12 protein-coding genes are annotated in these 18,257 nt (G+C 62.5%); 7 read left to right on the top strand and 5 right to left on the bottom strand.

Going from position 1 to position 18,257, the window contains the following annotated elements:
- Positions 1–21: 21 nt before the first annotated feature.
- Complete coding sequence (locus GC148_RS03315) at positions 22–738, bottom strand: galactokinase family protein (protein ID WP_291068659.1); 717 nt, start codon at positions 736–738, stop codon at positions 22–24.
- Positions 735–1,778: a hypothetical protein gene (locus tag GC148_RS03320; RefSeq protein WP_291068661.1), complete on the bottom strand. Its 1,044-nt coding sequence runs from the start codon at positions 1,776–1,778 to the stop codon at positions 735–737. Before GC148_RS03320 ends, GC148_RS03315 begins: the two co-directional genes overlap by 4 nt.
- Before the next feature lie 69 nt (positions 1,779–1,847).
- Between GC148_RS03320 and GC148_RS03325 the strand changes: the two genes are divergently transcribed.
- Positions 1,848–3,998 carry an alpha-galactosidase gene (locus GC148_RS03325; protein WP_291068663.1) on the top strand — a complete coding sequence of 717 codons (2,151 nt, stop codon included), beginning with the start codon at positions 1,848–1,850 and terminating at the stop codon, positions 3,996–3,998.
- An 8-nt stretch (positions 3,999–4,006) separates the two neighbouring features.
- The gene (locus tag GC148_RS03330; protein WP_291068664.1) at positions 4,007–5,959 is read left to right on the top strand and encodes a beta-galactosidase; all 1,953 of its coding nucleotides are present in this window, start codon (positions 4,007–4,009) and stop codon (positions 5,957–5,959) included.
- Between the two features lie 80 nt (positions 5,960–6,039).
- On the opposite strand, the gene GC148_RS03335 is transcribed toward GC148_RS03330, so the two are convergent.
- Both GC148_RS03335 and GC148_RS03340 read right to left on the bottom strand, forming a co-directional pair.
- Positions 6,040–6,864, bottom strand: coding sequence for a LytTR family DNA-binding domain-containing protein (locus GC148_RS03335; RefSeq protein ID WP_291068665.1), 825 nt, complete (start codon positions 6,862–6,864; stop codon positions 6,040–6,042).
- A complete protein-coding gene (locus GC148_RS03340) occupies positions 6,861–7,964 on the bottom strand; it encodes a histidine kinase (RefSeq protein ID WP_291068667.1) in 1,104 nt (367 codons plus the stop codon). The genes GC148_RS03335 and GC148_RS03340 overlap by 4 nt, the downstream gene beginning before the upstream one ends.
- A gap of 221 nt (positions 7,965–8,185) precedes the next feature.
- On the opposite strand from GC148_RS03340, the gene GC148_RS03345 reads away from it, so the two are divergent.
- Positions 8,186–11,251 carry a TonB-dependent receptor gene (locus GC148_RS03345; protein ID WP_291068668.1) on the top strand — a complete coding sequence of 1,022 codons (3,066 nt, stop codon included), beginning with the start codon at positions 8,186–8,188 and terminating at the stop codon, positions 11,249–11,251.
- Between the two features lie 68 nt (positions 11,252–11,319).
- Positions 11,320–12,273 (top strand): hypothetical protein, encoded by a 954-nt coding sequence (locus GC148_RS03350; protein ID WP_291068670.1) that lies wholly within the window; start codon positions 11,320–11,322, stop codon positions 12,271–12,273.
- Positions 12,274–12,370: 97 nt separating this feature from the next.
- Here the strand turns inward: GC148_RS03350 and GC148_RS03355 are convergent, their stop codons facing one another.
- Entirely contained in the window at positions 12,371–14,275 is a 1,905-nt protein-coding gene (locus GC148_RS03355; RefSeq protein WP_291068672.1) for a DUF3604 domain-containing protein, read from the bottom strand.
- Between the two features lie 143 nt (positions 14,276–14,418).
- Here GC148_RS03355 and GC148_RS03360 point away from each other — a divergent pair, with 143 nt between their 5' ends.
- From GC148_RS03360 to GC148_RS03370, 3 genes are read left to right on the top strand one after another with little or no spacing between them, the layout of a single operon-like run.
- Positions 14,419–16,323: a DUF3604 domain-containing protein gene (locus tag GC148_RS03360; protein WP_291068674.1), complete on the top strand. Its 1,905-nt coding sequence runs from the start codon at positions 14,419–14,421 to the stop codon at positions 16,321–16,323.
- Positions 16,324–16,326: 3 nt separating this feature from the next.
- The gene (locus GC148_RS03365; RefSeq protein ID WP_291068676.1) at positions 16,327–17,151 is read left to right on the top strand and encodes a peptidylprolyl isomerase; all 825 of its coding nucleotides are present in this window, start codon (positions 16,327–16,329) and stop codon (positions 17,149–17,151) included.
- Entirely contained in the window at positions 17,148–18,146 is a 999-nt protein-coding gene (locus GC148_RS03370; protein WP_291068677.1) for a HupE/UreJ family protein, read from the top strand. Before GC148_RS03365 ends, GC148_RS03370 begins: the two co-directional genes overlap by 4 nt.
- The last annotated feature ends 111 nt before the right edge of the window (positions 18,147–18,257 follow it).

An 18,257-nucleotide genomic window follows, 5' to 3' on the forward strand; every position in this document is an offset into this window, starting at 1 on the left:
CCAACCAAACAGCCTCCGGGGTTACCGGCGCGGTTCAGCAGCCGATTCCAGATCGCCATCACAAAGATACTCGACATCCAATGCGGCCGCGGCTTGCAGGCATTCTTCACGGCGGATCTTGTAGCGCCCGTCAGCGAGCGCCCTGCCGATACCGGAATGGATTACCGCGATGCTCCAGTCTTCTGGCACTGGTATGATCTGGTAGGAGCAGTCGCGCGTGTCGAGCGCCAGCACGTTCCCGGTCTTTCCGACCGCGACGGCCATCTGATCCATGATTCCGCAGGGTACTCCGATGAAGTCATTTTCGATCGATTTGGCGGCATCCGCGATGAAGACAGGATCGGTATCTGGCAGATGAGCACTCGCCGCTTTCAGGGTGGCGACGATTGTCGCCGCCGATGACGACAGGCCGGCGCCAACCGGTATGGAACTCGCGAGGGTGACATCCTGGCCGCCGGTGATCCAGCCTTGCGCGCGCGCAAATTGCAGGCCGCCGCGGACATAGTCCGACCAGTGACCGGCAGCAGGCGCTTCGATATCGAAGTCGTTTCGATCCGGAAACTGCGCCGACCGCACACGGTCGACGTTCAAGCGATTGGCGCCCAGTTCGAGCTCTACAGACTGCGCAAGTGCCATCGGCAGCACCGTGCCACCGTTGAAGTCGATCCACTCGCCGATCAGGTTCACCCGGCCTGGGACGCGCGCGCGGTTTGTTGTATCGGGTCTCGAAACAGTCATAGCGCCCTCAGCCGCTGGGCGGCGTCCTCAGGCACGACATCTACGGTAAAGACGCCGGTGAACTGCTCGACACTGGCCAGAAACTTGAGGCGCTCAGCCGCGCGAAGCACCGGGAAGAACTGCGCCGTGAACTGGAAGCTTGCCTCCGCACCCCTCGGGGCGGCCTGGAAACTCATCATGTAGGGCATCGCCTCGCCAAACAACGCATCGAGTTTGCGGGGCACCTCGGCGAGCAGGCGCGCTAGCGAATGGATGCCGCTGGCGGACAATGCCCAAGGGCCGGAGCAGGGCACGCCCGGCATGATCCAGGTTTCGTAGGGAAAGCGGGCAAAAGGCGGGCAGAACGCGAAGAGGTCGCCGTCCTTTGCCACATCAAACGCCCCATCCCATGACGCGTGCGCAGCGATCAGGTCGTACCCGTTCTCAAACGCCCGAGCTGCCGCAGCCTGTGGCCCCGGAACGTCGGCGAAGGCATAGATCTGGCCGTGCGGATGCGGCAACGTCACCCCGACCTGGGAACCACGGTTCTCAAACGGCAGGACATAGGCAAATCCGGCTTCGTGGAGCTGCCGGTACCGGTCGATCAAGGCCTCGATCAGAAGCACGCGGCGCGCCTCGCTCAGCGAGCCCAGGCTGCCGACCTCGTCTTTCGAAAAGACGACAACGTCGCACTGGCCATGGGCAGGCCCGCAGGACCATGGACTTGGCGCCGCCGCCGGACCGTTTGCTGCAAGGCTGGGGAACCGGTTCTCGAAGATCGCCACTTCGAAATCCTCGAAAGGGATCTCGGTCGCCGGCGCGCCCGGTCGTGCGGGGGCCAGGGGGTCTTCAGCCGACGACGGCTGGAAGGTTCGGGTTTGGCGATGGGGCGCATAGATGGCCCAGGTGTTGCGCAGCGGATCCCGGCGCAATTCGCCCGGAACGGTTTCAGGCCGCAGCAATTCGTCGAGCGCGGGGCCTTCGTGCGGCCTGTGCCCGTACAGCGACAGGAGCCGGCCGTCCGCCTTGCGGTGGTCGCGCCGATAAAACGGCCCCGTCATCCCCTCGAGTTTTCTGGCTGGCAGTGTAGATGACATGAGGCCTACGTTTGTTTGACGTTTGAAAGAAGGATGATGGACAGCCGGACCAATTCGCAGCAGGGCGATGGATCAAGAAGACCGCACACCAAGGGTACCGACGCGAGCGATGCAGAAATGACAAATAGCCTGTACATCCATGGCGGCGGTATTGCCCTGAAAATGATCCACGAGGAAGGGGGCGGCTTCAGGCTGACCTACCTCGGACCTGAAGCAGGCGCCGCGGATGCGCCTTCGGCGGCCGTGCCGGTTCTTCCGGCCGGGCCCGACGCGCCGCCGGCCGCGTCGCTCCTCGCGCAGAGGGGCCACGGCTATGCGGGGGCTGGGCACGCGGATGCGGTGCGCATGACTGATGGGCGCTCGGCTCGGCTCTCGCCTGTGTCGATTGAAAGGCTGGCAGCCGACCGCCTGGTCTTGAGATCGGCCGACGCCTCGCTCGGCCTGTCGGCGGACGTTGAACTCCACCTGTCGAACGGTCTGATGCGGGCTCGGACCCGGTTGCGCAATGCTGGCCCGCATCCGATCCTGCTGATCCGATGCGCAGCGCTTCAGCTGCCTTTGATGGACTGGGCAACCCAAGTCATCACGTCCCACGGCGCCTGGGCGCGAGAGGGGCACGAACTACGGCGCTCATTTGAGGGTGGCTTCGTCGGCAGGACCTCTCGCCTTGGCCGGTCAGGCTTTGACGGCCCGCCCGGCGTGACCGTCTGCGACGCCAGCACGACGGACTCGGCGGGTCGCGCGCTGGGCGTTCAGCTGGCCTGGAGCGGCAGCTATCTTATACAGGCAGAGCGCCAGCGTGATGGGGCAGCTGAACTGGGCGCCGAGGCGCTCTACGAGCCGGGCGAAGTGGTTCTCGAACCCGGTGACCAGTTCGAAACGCCCGAGGTCCTGGTCGCAGTCTCCGCAGCGGGATTCGATGGCTTGAGAGACGTGTGGCACAGCCATGCACGCTGCCTCGTACGGCCCGTTTCCCGCCCCGTGCATTTCAACACGTGGGAAGCGCGCTATTTCGATTTTGATGAGGCGTCCCTCATCGACCTGGCCGCCCAAGCCAGAGATCTCGGTGTCGAGCGCTTTGTGCTTGATGACGGCTGGTTCTCCGGGCGGCGGAATGACAAGACGTCACTCGGAGACTGGACGCCGGACGTGGAGCGGTTTTCGAATGGGCTGGCACCTCTGATCGCAGCCGTTCACGGACTGGGCATGCAATTCGGCCTGTGGGTCGAGCCCGAGATGGTGAGCCGGGAGAGCTGTCTTTACCGGGCGCATCCCGAATGGGCGTTGGGATATCCCGATCCCGAAGCCCCGACCGGCCGGAACCAATTGGTTCTTGATCTCGGAAACCCCGAAGTTTGCGACTTTCTCTTCGAGGCGTTGGCAAACCTGCTTCGTCCGGGAGGGATCAGCTATCTCAAATGGGACTGCAATCGAGAGCTCTACCCCGCCACGAGCAGCGGATCCTTTCGTGCCAATGCACAGGTGCTGGGATTGTACAGCCTGCTCGACCGTCTGCAGGCGGAGTTTCCTGATGTTGAAATCGAGAGCTGCGCCAGCGGCGGTGGACGGATCGATTTCGGCATCCTGCCGCGCGTGATGCGCTTTTGGGCCAGCGATGCAACCGATGCTGAGGACCGTATCCGCATACAGGACAGCCTTTCACGCTATATCCCCTTGGAACTGATGGGCAGCCATGTAGGCCCGTCGCCGAACCCGATCACCGGCCGAAGCTTTCCGATGCTGTTCCGTGGTCTCGTGTCTGTGTTCGGCCATTTTGGTGTTGAACTCGATCCAGCCAGATTGAGCCTGGACGACCGGAATATGCTGGCTGGACTGATCGCGCTGTACAAGCGGGTCCGGCCCGTCGCCGTGCGCGGGACCTACCGGGTACTGAGCGCTATTGATCCGGCCGTACATGCTTCGACCATGACAAGCGAAGACGGCAACGAGTTTGTATTGCGTGTCCTCAGAACAGCGATGTCTGACTACCCGTTGCAGCCGCGTATCGTCATACCGGATTTGCCGGCGGGCGCGCGGTACCGGGCGGTTGAACTGCTTCCGGGCAACGATGCCAGGACGGACGCGGGTGAGTATTCATCAGAAGCGCTTGCCTGGACGGGATTTGGCGGCGACCCGCGCAGGCCGCATCACGGCCGTCTGTTTCATTTCGTTCGAATCCAGTGAGCATCTCCATGAAGCTTGGCGTTTGTTACTACCCGGAGCATTGGCCCGAAAGCGACTGGGCCGAAGACGCGCGCATGATGCGCGAGGCGGGGCTCACCCATGTACGTATCGGTGAGTTCGCATGGGCAAGGATAGAGCCGTGCCGAGGAGAATTTGATTGGGGTTGGCTGGACAGGATCATCGATCTTCTTCATGCCGCTGGCCTTGAGGTCACGCTGGGAACACCCACCGCGACACCCCCCAAATGGCTGATCGATGCGCATCCGGATATCTTGCCCCGCGATGAACATGGCCATCCCCGCAGGTTCGGATCCCGGCGCCACTATTGCTTTTCATCGCGAACCTATCGTGCGGAAAGCAGCCGGATCGTCGAAGAGCTGGCGCGCCGTTACGGTGAGCATCCGGGCGTCACAATGTGGCAGACGGACAATGAGTACGGTCATCACGGGTCGGATGAAAGCTTCTCGAGCGACGCTGTCGAGGCGTTTCGCGGCTGGCTTGCGGCGAGGTACACGGACATCCAATCGCTGAACATGGCTTGGGGAACGGTCTTCTGGTCTCAGACCTATAACGGCTTCGACGAGATTGACCCGCCCGGCGCGACGGTGACGGAAGCCAATCCGTCCCACAGGCTGGATTGGCGCCGCTTCTGTTCAGACCAGATGTGCAGCTTCAACCAGGCGCAGGTTGATATAATCCGGCGCTACAGCCCGGGGCGTCCGGTCACGCACAATTTTATTGGTGACTTCTTCCGGCTGGATCATCGCGACATTTCCCGATCACTTGATATCGCGTCCTGGGACAGTTACCCCATCGGATTGTTGAGCGAGAGCCAGGCGCCTAAAGAGCACAAGGCACGTTGGCTGAGGTCAGGCGACCCCGATTTTGCGGCGTTCAACCACGATGTCTTCAGGGCCTGCGCGCCCCGCTGGGCGGTCATGGAGCAGCAGCCCGGGCCGGTGAACTGGGCCACCTACAACGCCGCCCCCGCGCCCGGAATGGTGCGTCTGTGGACCTGGGAGGCCTTTGCCCACGGCGCCGACTTCGTAAGTTACTTCCGATGGCGGCAGGCCCCGTTCGCACAGGAACAGATGCACGCGGGCCTTCTGGCGCCAGACAGGCCGCCCCAACCGGTGCAGGAAGAAATCCGCCAGGTCGGCCACGATGCTGCGCAAATTCCGGCGCTAAAACAAAGCAGGGCGGACGTCGCGATCCTCCTGGACTATCCGAGCGCGTGGCAACATGAAATCCAGCCTCAGGGAAATCTGCGCGGGCCACTCGAGCCAACCCGCGCTGTCTACACAGCCTGTCGGCGACTGGGCCTTAACGTGGATTTCGTTTTCGATGACAGTGACATGGACGGTTACAAATTGATCCTGCTTCCCAGCGTGCCGGTCATCTCCGATGCGGCGTGGAACAACTTGAAGTCCTCCGGGGCGACCGTCTTCGCCACGGCGCTGACCGGATCCCGGACGATAGACGGCCGCATTCCGGACGGCCTTGCGCCCGGCCCGCTTCGGCCCGATCTTGGTCTGCGCGTTGAGCAGCTTGAATCACTGCCGTCTTTCGAGAAATGCAGTGTGCGGATTGAAGATAAAAACTACGGTTCAGGTCGCTGGCATGAGACGATAACCACCGACGCGGAGGTGCGGGCGCGATTTTCGGATGGAAGCGCTGCCTGGGTCCGCAGTGGCCGGTTTCAGTATCTTGTCTGTTGGCCGGAGGAAGACCTGATGCGGGAACTTTTGGAACGTCTGTGCCGCGAGACGAGCATCCAATGCCGGGACGTGGGGCCGGACCTGCGTCTGCGGCGGGCCGGCGACCTGACGTTCGCTTTCAATTATGGTCCCGATGCGCTCGATCTTTCGCAGATTGGCGCGCCGGCCGACAGCGGTGGATACAAGATCGGATCCCGGCACCTGGCGCCATATTCATTGGCGGCTTGGAACGCGGGCCTCTGACGCGGCGCGCCGCCAGGCATTCAGGCAGTCCTCAGTTGTGCGTCCACTCCAACGCTTTGCGCATCAGAATTCCGGCCCCGTCAGCTGGGCAGATCGGCCTTGATGGCTGATCCGGTCCGTCCGCCGAGGCGCTGCCGGATTGCGGCGCGGCGGCCGAGGCCGACCCGGATCAGATTTCCGGCCGTTGTCCGCAGCTGCAGGCCCTCGCGTCCCAGTCTTTCTGTCCCGACGATATGGGCCACGTTGACCAGAGCGGAGCGGTGCGCCCGGATGAAAACGTCAGGGTCCAGACGCGCCTCGAGGCTCGCCATCGTTTCACGGAGTATGTGCGTCCGGTGCTCGGTATGGACCAGCATGTAGTCGCGCGCCGCTTCAACCCAGACCACTGAAGACGTCGGAATTCTCGACAACCCGCCCGCGCGCGGAGCCCACAATTCCTCATCATACTTCTGCTTGGCGCGGCCCTTCCCCTGGGAATCGCGCAGGGCGTTGACGACAAGTTCGAGTTCCTCGACACGCTGGCTCGCGAGGCGGGAGTCGCGCCGCCGGATGGCCCGGTGTACGGCGCTTTCGAGCCGGTCGAGCCGCACCGGCTTGACGAGGTAGTCCGCAGCGTCGACTTCAAAGGCCTCGCTCGCAAAGCAATCGAACGCTGTCACGAAGACGATTTCAGAACCCTGTCCCTGTGCCTTCAGTGAGGCCGCGACTTCCACGCCCGACAAGCCGGGCATCTTCATGTCCAGGAACACAAGATCTGGCTCCAGGTCGCAGATCTCCCGTATTGCGGCCGCGCCGTTGCAGGCCGATCCGACCACTTCGGCGCCCTTTACGGCGCGCAGTACCTGTTTCAGCCGGTCCACTGCCAGGGGCTCGTCGTCCACAATGAATATGCGCAGGTCGTTCACCGATTGGCCTCCGTTGCCGGGATATCAGAGAAAGGCAGGGTGATCGTGACCTGAAATCCGGAGCTGCGCTTGTTCACGTTCATGCTCGCAGAGGCGCCGTAGAGGGCTTCAATCCGGCTACGGACATTCTCCAGGCCGACGCCTTCGCCCGGCGGTGTGTTTCCGGCCGCCGATGTGCCGGTGTCCTCGACCGACACATGCAGGACATTGTGGGTGCGGCTGGACGAGATTGTGACATCCACAGGCTCCGTCGAGGGCGCGACAGCATACTTGATCGCATTCTCGACCAGAGGCTGGAGCAGGAAACTCGGAATGAGCCCGGCGCCGGATCCCTCGCCCATGACAATGCTGGCCTTCAGCCGGTCCGGGAAGCGGAGCTGCTCCATTTCAAGATAGGATTCCAGCATTTCCAGCTCATCGGCCACGGTTACCAGCTGCCGGCGCTCGGCGGCGAGACTTGCCCGGAAGAACTCGGACAGCCGCATCAGCGCTTCCTCCGCCTCCTCGTACCGGCCGATCGTCATCAGGGACGATATCGCATTCAGCGCGTTGAAGAGGAAGTGCGGGTTCACCTGCGCGCGAAGCGCGGACAGCACCGCTTTCTGCGCCTGGCTTTCGGCCTCGGCGAGGCGACGCTCCTGCTCCACGATCAATTGCGACCGGATAATGGTCCACGCGAATGCGGCAAAGAACGCATGGATCCAGATGAAGAACTCGAACGTTTGGCCACTGAAAAACAGCAGCTGCGAATACGTTTTGGAGGGTTCGTCGGTGAAGCTGCGCACGAGCTTGGGAAAGTCCCGGAGCGCATCGGCCATCAAGGTGTCGATGGTGGAGTGTACCGCCGCAATCAGGACGATCGAAACAATGAGGAAGGACGTTCTGCGAAAGCCTGACAGGTTCCAGGAACGTACAACAGCATACTGGACCGGGCCGCTGAAGATGAAGCCGAGAGCGCTCGTCGCCAGGAAGATGTAGAGTATCGACCAGTCGGCCCGGCCGGCGAACATGAACATCGTGAAGTACATTAGGCCGGCCGCCAGCCAGATAAGGGCACGGACGGTCAGCAAGGTGCGGCGGGGAAGTCTGGCGATTTCCAAGTTTGGCTCCGGTTCTCGAGCTCGGAATATAGGCGGATCCGGCGCTGCGGGCGCCTGCTTTTGTCGCTCGAAAACGCAGGTTTATCGCAAAGTTCCCGGTTTTGCCGCTCGATTTTCGGCCTTGATCGTAAACCGGAAGCGGGAATCGGAGCTGCCGCCTAGGTCTCTTGGTCATGACGCCGCGCGGGGCGGCGTACACTTGCAAAATCCAGGGGAAAAAATTGACCGATACCAAAGGAAAACGCTCCCAGTTGAAGCGGCCGGCTGCGGCCAGCCGCGTGATCGCCAGTGCCTTGGCGATCATGGCGCCGGCGGCTGTGGTTGCCGGCGTGACGGCGCCGCTACCGGCCAGTGCGCAAAGCTACACGACAGGCGCACTGAACGGCACGTTGCGGAATGAGACCGGCGCGGCCATTGCCGGCGTCGACGTGTCTGTGACCTCACTCAGCCAGGGTTTCACCAGGACGTCGCATACCGACGCTGGCGGCGCATTCCGCATCGGCGCATTGCCGGCTGGGGAATACCGGGTGACGTTCACCCTGCCCGAAGGCGGCACGCTTGAAGAGACCGTCAAGGTCCAGGTCGGCGCAGATACCGCCTATGGCTTCACGGCCGAGACCATCCGCAAGCTGGATCAGGTTGTCGTCAACGGGACAGCGTCAAAGGAATTGACGTTTGCCCAGACAACGTCCGGGATCACCGTGGACGTGCGCGAAGCGCTCCGCACACAGCCGATCGGACGTTCGATCGAAGCCGTCACATTGCTCGCGCCGACTTCCGTGCAGGCCGACTCAAACTTTAGCGTTGGTGCACCGACGCGCAACACCAACGTGACGATTGGCGGTTCCTCGCCGGCCGAGAACGCGTTCTACATCAACGGTCTGAACATCACGAACTTCGACACCTACCTGGGCAGCGCGACGGTTCCGTTCGACTTCTTCCAGTCGGTTGACGTCAAGACGGGCGGCTACCCCGCCGAGTACGGACGTGCAACGGGCGGCGTGATCAACGCGGTCACACGTTCGGGCACGAACGAGTGGGAATTCGGCGTCAGCGGCGACTGGACACCTGATGAACTGCGCGATACGTCGCCCAATACGTACCGCGCCTTCAACGAGCTCAATGAGCGTGACGCCAGCTCCATGACGTTCACGGCCGGCGGCCCGATCGTCAAAGACCGGCTTTTCATTTTCGGCCTCTACGAAGCACGCGACACGCGTTCGCTCAGCCCGTCAATTTCGCTCGGATCGGCGGTGCTCGATGAGTCGGACGATCCCTTCTACGGCGTGAAGCTGGATGGCTACGTCACGGATGCCCAGCATCTCGAGTTCACCTACTTTGACTCCACGCGCGAAATCGACCGGACCAGCCTGGCCTTCGATCCGAGCACACAGGTCATCGGGCAGCCCGTTGGTGGCACCACACTTCGCGACGGCGGCGAAAGCTGGGTTGGCCGGTATACGGGTCAGTTCACGGACTGGATGACCCTGTCAGCCGCCTACGGCGTCAGCAAGGACCGCAACCACCAGGAAGCCCTTGATCCGGATACGCCCTTTGTGGTCGAGACACGGTTCGGAACTGTTGCGCGGGTCGGGCCCCAGACGACGGTCAGCAACGACATCGGCGACACGGAGCGCAAGTTCTACCGCTTTGATGCGGACTTCTCGTTCGACTTGCTCGGCACCCACCAGCTTCGCTTTGGTTTGGATAACGAACAGACGACGCTCGAGCACGTTTCGGCCCGCACAGGCACGTCCGACTATCGTCTGTTCCGGGTGACAGATGCAGTCTCCGCAGATACTTATGGCGTTCCGATCGGTTCTGATTTGGCGCGGGTCACCACCATCCGCCTCGGCGGCAAAGTGGAGGGTGAGAATGAAGCGTTCTACATCCAGGATTCATGGGACATCACGGATCGTTTGAATCTCCAGCTGGGTCTGCGCAATGACCGGTTCAAACTCGACAACCTGATCGGCGAGAATGTTCTGGACCTTAAGGACAACTGGGGTCCGCGCGTTGGGTTCAACTATGACGTTGATGGATCGGGTGAAACACGCTTCTACGGCAGCTATGGCCGGTACTTCATCCCACCGGCATCGAACCTGAGCTTCCGGGGAGCAGATCTCTTCGTCCGGGAATACTTCGATCTTGTATCATTCGATGCCGCGACTGGCGCCGTGGTGCTTGGAGATCAACGTACGAATCTGAACTCCAACATTGTCGACGATCTGGGTGCCAGCGCGTGTCCCAATGGCGCGGTCGGCCCTGCGGGCAGCGTCGCGTGCCTCGTGTTTGGAAACGGTTCCCAGGAGCCACCGATCTCCAAGACCTCCCGCGATCTGTCTGCGACGTATGAAGACGAGTTCGTGCTCGGTGTGGACCGCATCCTCAACGACGACTGGTCGGTCGGCGCCCGCTTCTCATGGCGGACGCTTGGAGATGTCTCTGAAGACGTCGCCATCGACTACGCGATCCTCAAGTATTGCGATCGCAATGGTATCACCGGCTGCGGCGACATCTGGTTCGGAGACTATCAGTATACAGTGCTAAATCCGGGGCGGGCCATTGACGTTTACACGCGTGATCCGCTGCCGGGTCAGACGACACGTCAGCTCATTCACCTGACTGAGGCCGACCTTGCCATTCCGGAGGCGGAGCGCGACTATGTTGGTCTGGAGCTGAGTGCATCGCGCGCCTTCGACGGGGTCTGGTCGCTTGACAGTTCCTATGTATGGTCGTCCTCCCTCGGCAACTACGAAGGGACCGTTCTGTCCGACATTGGCCAGGACGATGCGGGATCGACGATTCTGTATGATCACCCCGGTCTGACGGACAACCAGTACGGTTATCTTCCGAACCACCGGCGTCACCAGCTCAAGGTTCGCGGGTCCTATCAGGTCCTCGACTCCCTCATGGTGGGCGCAAACCTGACCGTGGTCTCGCCGAAGAAGTACGGATGTCTCGGCGTCCACCCGACCGATGGCGCCTCGGCGGCCTATGGTGCGGACTCGCGCTTCTGCCAGGGCGTGGCCGTGCGGCGCGGAACGGCGTTCGAGACCGACTGGCTCACGAACCTCGATCTGGCCGTGCGCTATGACGTGCCGTTCAAAGTGCCCGGAAAGCTCACTCTGCGCGCCGACATTTTCAACGTGCTCGGCCTGGAGAATGTCCTGACGTCCAACGAGGCAGGCGACCTGCCGACGGGCGGTGTCGATCCGAACTATCGCCAGCCGCTGACCTATCAGTCTCCCCGCGCCATCCGGCTCGGCTTCGACTGGAACTTCTGACGACCTGAAAACCGGGGATGCCGGACCTTCCGGCATCCTCATTTCCTGTTTTTCGAAGGGGATCGTCGATGTACCTGATGGATTGCATTGCGCAGGCGCCGCGCCGTGTCGCGTTTCGCGACGGCCTCACCGGGCGCAACCTGAACCTGCCCGGTGCGGGGGCGTGCCGGGACGATCTCGTGAAGACGCCCGTCCGGTATGTCATGGATGATGCGATCACAGCGCTTTGTGCCGACATCGTCCGCAGTCGCCAGAATTTCTTGTCCGAAGCGCTCGATATCTTCCGCGCACCCTTTCCGGAATTCTGGGTCGAGTGGAATGAAAGCGTCCGGGCGCGTCTGCTCGCCGATCAGCCTCCGGCCAGCCAGGCGCCGGCGTGCTCCCGGGCCGGTATACTGGTCAGGATGGACCCGTCTGAACGATCAGGAACCCTTCGCGTATTCTGGTCCAGGGACGGCCAGTCATGCGACATCAACCCGGCCATCCTCGAATTCGATCTTGATGCGGTTCAGTCCGCACAAGCCGGTTGGGCCGTGAAGGCGCCCAACGAGGCGCTGCAGGGCATCTTTGACACCGCTTCGGTCCGCCTCGATCCGGAATGGGATGCCTACTATCGCCAGCGCGCCCACTCGCCCACGCATCTCAAGGATCTGCTCGCCCAGGCCGTCGGCCCGGCTGCGCTCGATTTCCCGTTCATGCTGGCGTTCGTTTTTCTCCTGATGGCCCAGGTGCGCGAGATGCCGCGCACGGATCTGTCCGCGCTCAATCGCCGCCGGGTCCAGAGCGGCAAGCCTGAGCTTCTGGAGCATGTGGCGCTGACCCACACCATGTTCGACGCCGCGTCCGAAAGTGGACCCGGAACGAGCGTATTCGATCGCGCCGGGCCTCGCCTGCATCTGGTCCGTGGACACCTCGTCCGGCGGGGCGACAAGATCTTCTGGCGCAGTTCACACTTCCGCGGCCGGGTGTGTGGACCGCCGCTGCAGAAGACCATCCGGCTCGTCCTGCCGAACGCGGCTTGAGCCCATCCTGCTCAACGTCCGGCCCCCGTTGATCCGCTTCTGGACCCGGGGTGAACCGGCGTGACCCACGCTTGGACCCCCTTGAACGGGCTTTGGCCTAGGATTTGACCCAGATCGGTGAGGTCCAGGCGCGCTCCTGAAGCGTCGTCGGCAGGGCAGGGTTCGGGGGCGACCCCGCGCGGACAGCGTCCCAGGTGCTCCAACGGCAAGTCGGATTTTCAAGCACACGGACATAGTAAGCCGCTTGCCGAGACGGCATCCAGTCAGGATCGCTCCAATGCGCTTTGAGGTCATTGGCGCCCGTGCCCGGCTCGGTCTTGCAGGTCGAGATATCGACGCTGGCGCCATTGTCCGGGCAGCGATGCGTCGCAGGATCGGGCATTGAACCGCCTGAACAGGCCACATCGAACACCGCTTCGCGGGCTTCGCCGCCTTCTTCCCAGACCTTGATGATCTGCAGTCGCTGCAACGGGGCCGAGAGCGGGTCGCGCATGGCCCAGGCGATGAAGTCCGGCGAGCCGGCCCCTTTCGCGCGCACAAGGTCGCCGCCGATCGGAACACCGCCCGCATAGGCTTTCTCAAGCAGGTCCGGCGCCTCAAGCACGTCCGGATCATAGTCGCCGGCGAACAGGCGGACACTGATCCGGGGGCCGCTGGTGCCGAACGTTTCGCGGCGACGCATGGCATCGAACAGGGAGTCGCGCGTATTGGACTCGGCCCAAACCCCGGCGAGGCCGCTGGCACTGTATTTGGGAGCAGAGAGAAGGCGGCGGGACTCAGCGGCAGGAACTTCCGCCCAGCTTGCATAGCCTTCCGGAAGCACCGACTGGCGCGCAACGGGGCTGGCGCCGTCCTGCGGGAACTTGCCCCAATAGACTTCCTCGGAGAAGTTTCCGGCGGCCACGTGGGTGTCGCTCGAGCCGATGAAGCCGAAGGCGTAGGGGTTGTAGCCAATCTCTTCTTCCAGCGAGATGCCGCGCGACAAGGCGCGGCGCACATAGTCGCCTTCGTTCACGGTGGCGAGCATCGCGCTGCCGATAAACTGGTCGTAGAGTTCGAAGTTCGCCCATTCGTCATTGGGCGAGTAATCGGGATGCGTTTCGGACGTGCCCTTTATCTGCGAAATCTCGACAAGGGGCTCGTTCGCAAGACGCGTGCGCGCCCAGCTCTCATCGACGGGCTGGCCTGCATAGGTTTCGAGCGCGAACATGCCGCCGTTGGACGCATTGGAATTGTGCGGAATGGCGAGCACGTCACGCCCGTCATCGCGCTGTCCCTGCATCCAGGCCCAGAGGTCTTCCGGATTGGTCGATTGCAAGGTGGAGTAAATCTGGTCCGGCGCACCGCCCTTGAAAATGACGTTGCGGTGCAGGTTGCCCGCTGCGCCCGCATCGGCGCTGATCACCTTCATGGCTGTGAATTCATAGGCTGCGAAGGTTGTGAACTTTCCGGGCTCATTGAATCGTTCGGCCGCATCGACCGTCTTCGCCCAGACCGTGTTCATGACGCCCTGATCGTTGATCTCTTCAATCGGCTGACCAGTCACGAAGGATATCCCGATCTGCTGGAAAACCTTCGCGGCATCCTGCGCATTCTCGCCGAATGCGATCTTCGCCGTCTCGGTCTGCGAAAGGGCCGTCCCTTCGGTATTCATCGCCGGAACGATGCCCAGGTATTCGCCGTGATCAGTCACGGCGAGGAAATCGAGCGGTGGGCCCTGCAGCTGGATGTCGTAGCCGGCGTCGGCATGGATCTTTTCGCCCTTGGCGTAGCGGTAGGCGTCGTCAGGTGTGGCGCGGACCCCGAACACATAGGCATCGAACGAGTTGGACGTGTGTACGTGGAGATCGCCGAAATAGGCGTTGCGAGTCGCGTTGTAGGGAATGCCGGGCGCAGCGGGGGGCGATGCTGCGTCTTCGGTAATCCCGGATGCCGGAACATCCGGCGCGGCGCAGGCTGCCAGAAGGGCCGCAAGCGACAAATATACCGCTCTGATTTTCATGGTATTTCTCTCCCCGTCCGTTTTTTCTTTAGTGCAGTTTATCCCAATCGCGTTCCGCGCAAAGCTTTTCGTTGTCGAGACCTACCGTCTGGCGCTACCCTAGGCTCAATCAAAAAACAGACTGAATCCGGGGAGGATGAATCATGAAACATACACTCGCGCTGTTGATCGCGCTGGGGCTGGTGGGCTGTGTGGCCCCGAAGGTCGAAGAGCCGGCACTGGGCGCGGCGGCGACTTCGGAAGAGCCGATCGCGGAGGCGCACACGCCCGGATACAATCCCGATCGCAATGCCTATTTCGGCGACATGCACATCCACACTCGCAACAGTTTCGATGCCTACATTTTCAACGTGCGCCGTACGCCCGACGACGCCTATCGCTTTGCGAAAGGCGAAACGATCCGCCATCCGGCCGAGTTCGACATGACAATCGCGGGCGGGCCGCTGGACTTCTATACGGTGACCGACCATGCGGAATACCTGGGCATCCTGCCGGCCATGGACACGCCGGGAACGGCCCTGTCTGAACTGCCCCGCGCAAAGGACATGTTTTCGACTGATCCGCAAAAGATCGTTGCCGCATTCCAAGGCGTCGGCATGTCCGTCCGGACCGGCGAACGCATTGAAGACATGTTCGACGAATCGATGATCAATTCGGTCTGGGCCGACACCGTGGATGCGGCTAACCGGCACAATGATCCCGGCAAGTTCACCACCTTTGCTGCGTTCGAATACACCTCCGTCGGCACGGTTGCGGACGATGGAACGTTCGGCGGTGCGAACCTGCACCGAAACGTCTTCTTCCGCGGCGAGGCCCCTGTCCGGGTCTTCTCGACGCTGGATTCGACCAATCCAGAAGACCTTTGGGACTGGATGGATGGCTTGCGGCAGGCGGGGATCGAGTCGATCGCTATTCCGCACAATTCAAACGTGTCGGACGGGCAGATGTTCCGGCTGGAAACATTCGATGGTGCGCCGCTTTCGGCCGAATATGCGGCGCAGCGGATGCGCAACGAGCCGCTTGTCGAAGTAACCCAGGTCAAGGGCACTTCGGAGACCCACCCCGATCTGTCGCCCAATGACGAGTGGGCGAATTTCGAAATCTACGACCGCCTGTTGGGCGTCTATACCGTGTCGAAGACCAATGGCAGCTATGTCCGCCAAGCCTATCAACGCGGTCTTGCCCTTGCAGAGGAAAAGGGGTTCAACCCTTTCCACTTCGGCCTTGTGGGGGCTTCGGATTCGCACGTCGTTGGCGGCGCGTATTCCGAGAACGACTACTGGTCGAAAGTGGGCATCGTCGATGGGACGCCCGTCGCGCGCGGGTCCATTCCGGCCGATGGCGCCAAGGACTGGTCGAACCAGCCTGACACCCTTCAGGTCAACAACGCCCGGGAATGGTTCTCGCGTTGGAGTGCGGCCGGCCTCACAGGCGTCTGGGCGGAGGAAAACACCCGGGATTCCATCTTCGATGCCTTCCGCCGCAAGGAGACCTTCGGCACGACTGGCCCGAGGATGAAAGTCCGCTTCTTTGCCGCCGAGAGCTTTGGCGACGATATCCTGAACGCTCAGGATCTTGTGTCGAGGGCTTATAAGGCGGGCGTCCCGATGGGCAGCGACCTGATGGGGCCGACCGAGGCATCGCCAGAATTCCTGGTCTGGGCGCAGCGCGATCCGAATGCCGCGCCCCTGCAACGCGTCCAGGTCGTGAAAGTGACCAGCTCGAGCGAAGCTGTGTTTGATGTTGCGTGCGCCCAGGGTGAACCCGATGCGACGACGCATCGCTGCGCAGACAATGGCGCGACTGTTGATCTGGCGACCTGCACGCCGAGCGGGGACGGGGCGGCCGATCTGCGGGCCGTGTGGCGCGATCCGGCATTCAAGGCGTCAGAGAATGCGGCTTACTATGTCCGTGTACTGGAGAACCCGACGTGCCGCTGGTCAACCTGGGAAGCGAACCGTAATGGAACGCCGCCAAGACCGGATGTTCCAGCCACCATTCAGGAACGCGCCTATACGTCGCCCATCTGGTACATTCCGGCAAACTGATCCGTGTTCCAGAAACTTGTCCGGGACCCGCTGGTCCACTTTGTTGTGGCGGCGCTGCTGATCTTTGGGATCAGTCAGGCCGTTCGGGGCTTCAGCACGCGTGAGGATACGATCCGGCTGAGCCGCGCGGATATCGAGCGTCTGGCGGCGCTGTATGCGACGGAAACTGGCACGCCGCCCGGGCCGGATGAATTGCGTTCGCTCGTCGTCGACCAGGTGGAGACGCTGGCCCTCGCGCGCGAGGCGCGGCGGCTGGGACTGGAAGCGGGCGATGTGGTGGTCGAACGCCGGCTGGCGCAGAAGATGCGGTTCCTGGTCGACGATCTCGCCAACCCTGCCGACCCGGACGAACGGGAACTGCGGAAGTGGTTTGACGAGAACCGGGACCAGTTTGCGGTGCCGGCCTTGTACAGCTTTGACCACGTCTATTTTCGTGAGGCATCTGACCCGCGCGCGCAGGTGGCGTTGGCCGAGCTGCGCGGCAAGCCGGATACGGATTGGCTCGCGGAAGGCGATGCGTTCATGCTCCAGCGCCAGTATGGAGAGTTGCCGATCCGCGAAGTCGTCCGGTTATTTGGCGCTGACTTTGCGCAGCTGCTGACGTCCCTGCCGGCGGATGGTACCTGGCAGGGACCGGTGACGTCTGCCTTGGGCGAGCATGTTGTGCGCGTGACGCATGTTTCCCCCGCGACTGCGCCCGAGTTCGACGCTGTGCGGAGCGTTGTGCTCGAGCGCTGGCGGAATGAAGCGCGCCTCAAGGCCAACGCCAAGGCGGTGTCCGATATCGTGGCCCGCTACAAGGTCGAGATCGAGGGTATTTCGCCGTGATCGCGGGCCTTCGCGTTTGGATGCTCGTGCTCGCGCTTTGCCTGATGGCGGGAGACGCGGCGGCGCATGAGGTTCGGCCGGCCTATCTGGAGATCCGTCAGACGGCTGATCAGGTGTATAACGTCACCTGGAAGCAGCCGATCCTGGGCGAGCGTATCCTGCGGCTGGAGCCGGTCTTTCCGGAGGGCTGCGAACTCGGCGCGGAGGCGGCCGAGAATGTGGGCGCGGCTCTGGTGCGCCGGTTCACGGTCCGCTGCGAACTTGAAGGCGGGGAGGTCGGCATTGCCGGGCTCGACCGGACACTGACGGATGTCTACCTCCGCATCGAGCGGCCGGACGCGCCGGTCTTCTCCGCGGTTCTGCGCCCCGGATCGCCTTCTGTCGTGTTTGCGAATGCCGGTAATCCGGGTGTCTGGGCCTATCTGATGATCGGGGTCGAACACATCCTGTTCGGCTGGGACCATCTTCTTTTTGTCGCAGGGCTGGTGCTGCTGGTGCGTTGGCGCCAGCTCGTCGCAACCGCAACGGCGTTCACGGTGGCCCATTCGATCACTTTGTCCCTGTCAGCGCTCGCGGGCATAAGCCTTCCGGGTGCACCTGTTGAGATCGTGATCGCCTTGTCGATTGCCCTGATCGGTCTGGAAGCGATCCGCCGGATGCGCGGCGATGAGGGGCTGAGTGCGCGCTTTCCCTGGGCCATCGCGTTCGGTTTCGGATTGATCCACGGGTTCGGATTTGCGGGCGCGCTGGCCGAGATCGGATTGCCGAAGGGCACGGAATTTGCCGCGTTGCTGCTGTTCAATCTGGGCGTCGAACTCGGGCAGGTTGGTGTGATCGGAGCGTTGCTTGTGACGGGTTGGATCGTTGCGCGCCTGCGGCCCGGCCAGCTCGTCGCGCTGCGATACGCAGGGGCCTACGCCGTCGGGATTGCGGGGGCCTACTGGGCGATTGAACGCCTTGCCTTGCTCCTCGGCCCGGCGCTCGCGTTGGCCTAAGGTGGACGCCATCCTGGACTGCGTCCGGCCCAGGGCTTTCACATTGCAGGGCGCAGGGCGTAGAATGAACCGAACACGTTTCCGGGCCGCTGACACAGCGCCAGCCGCCAC

The organism is Hyphomonas sp. (assembly GCF_016125515.1).
Taxonomy (GTDB): domain Bacteria; phylum Pseudomonadota; class Alphaproteobacteria; order Caulobacterales; family Hyphomonadaceae; genus Hyphomonas.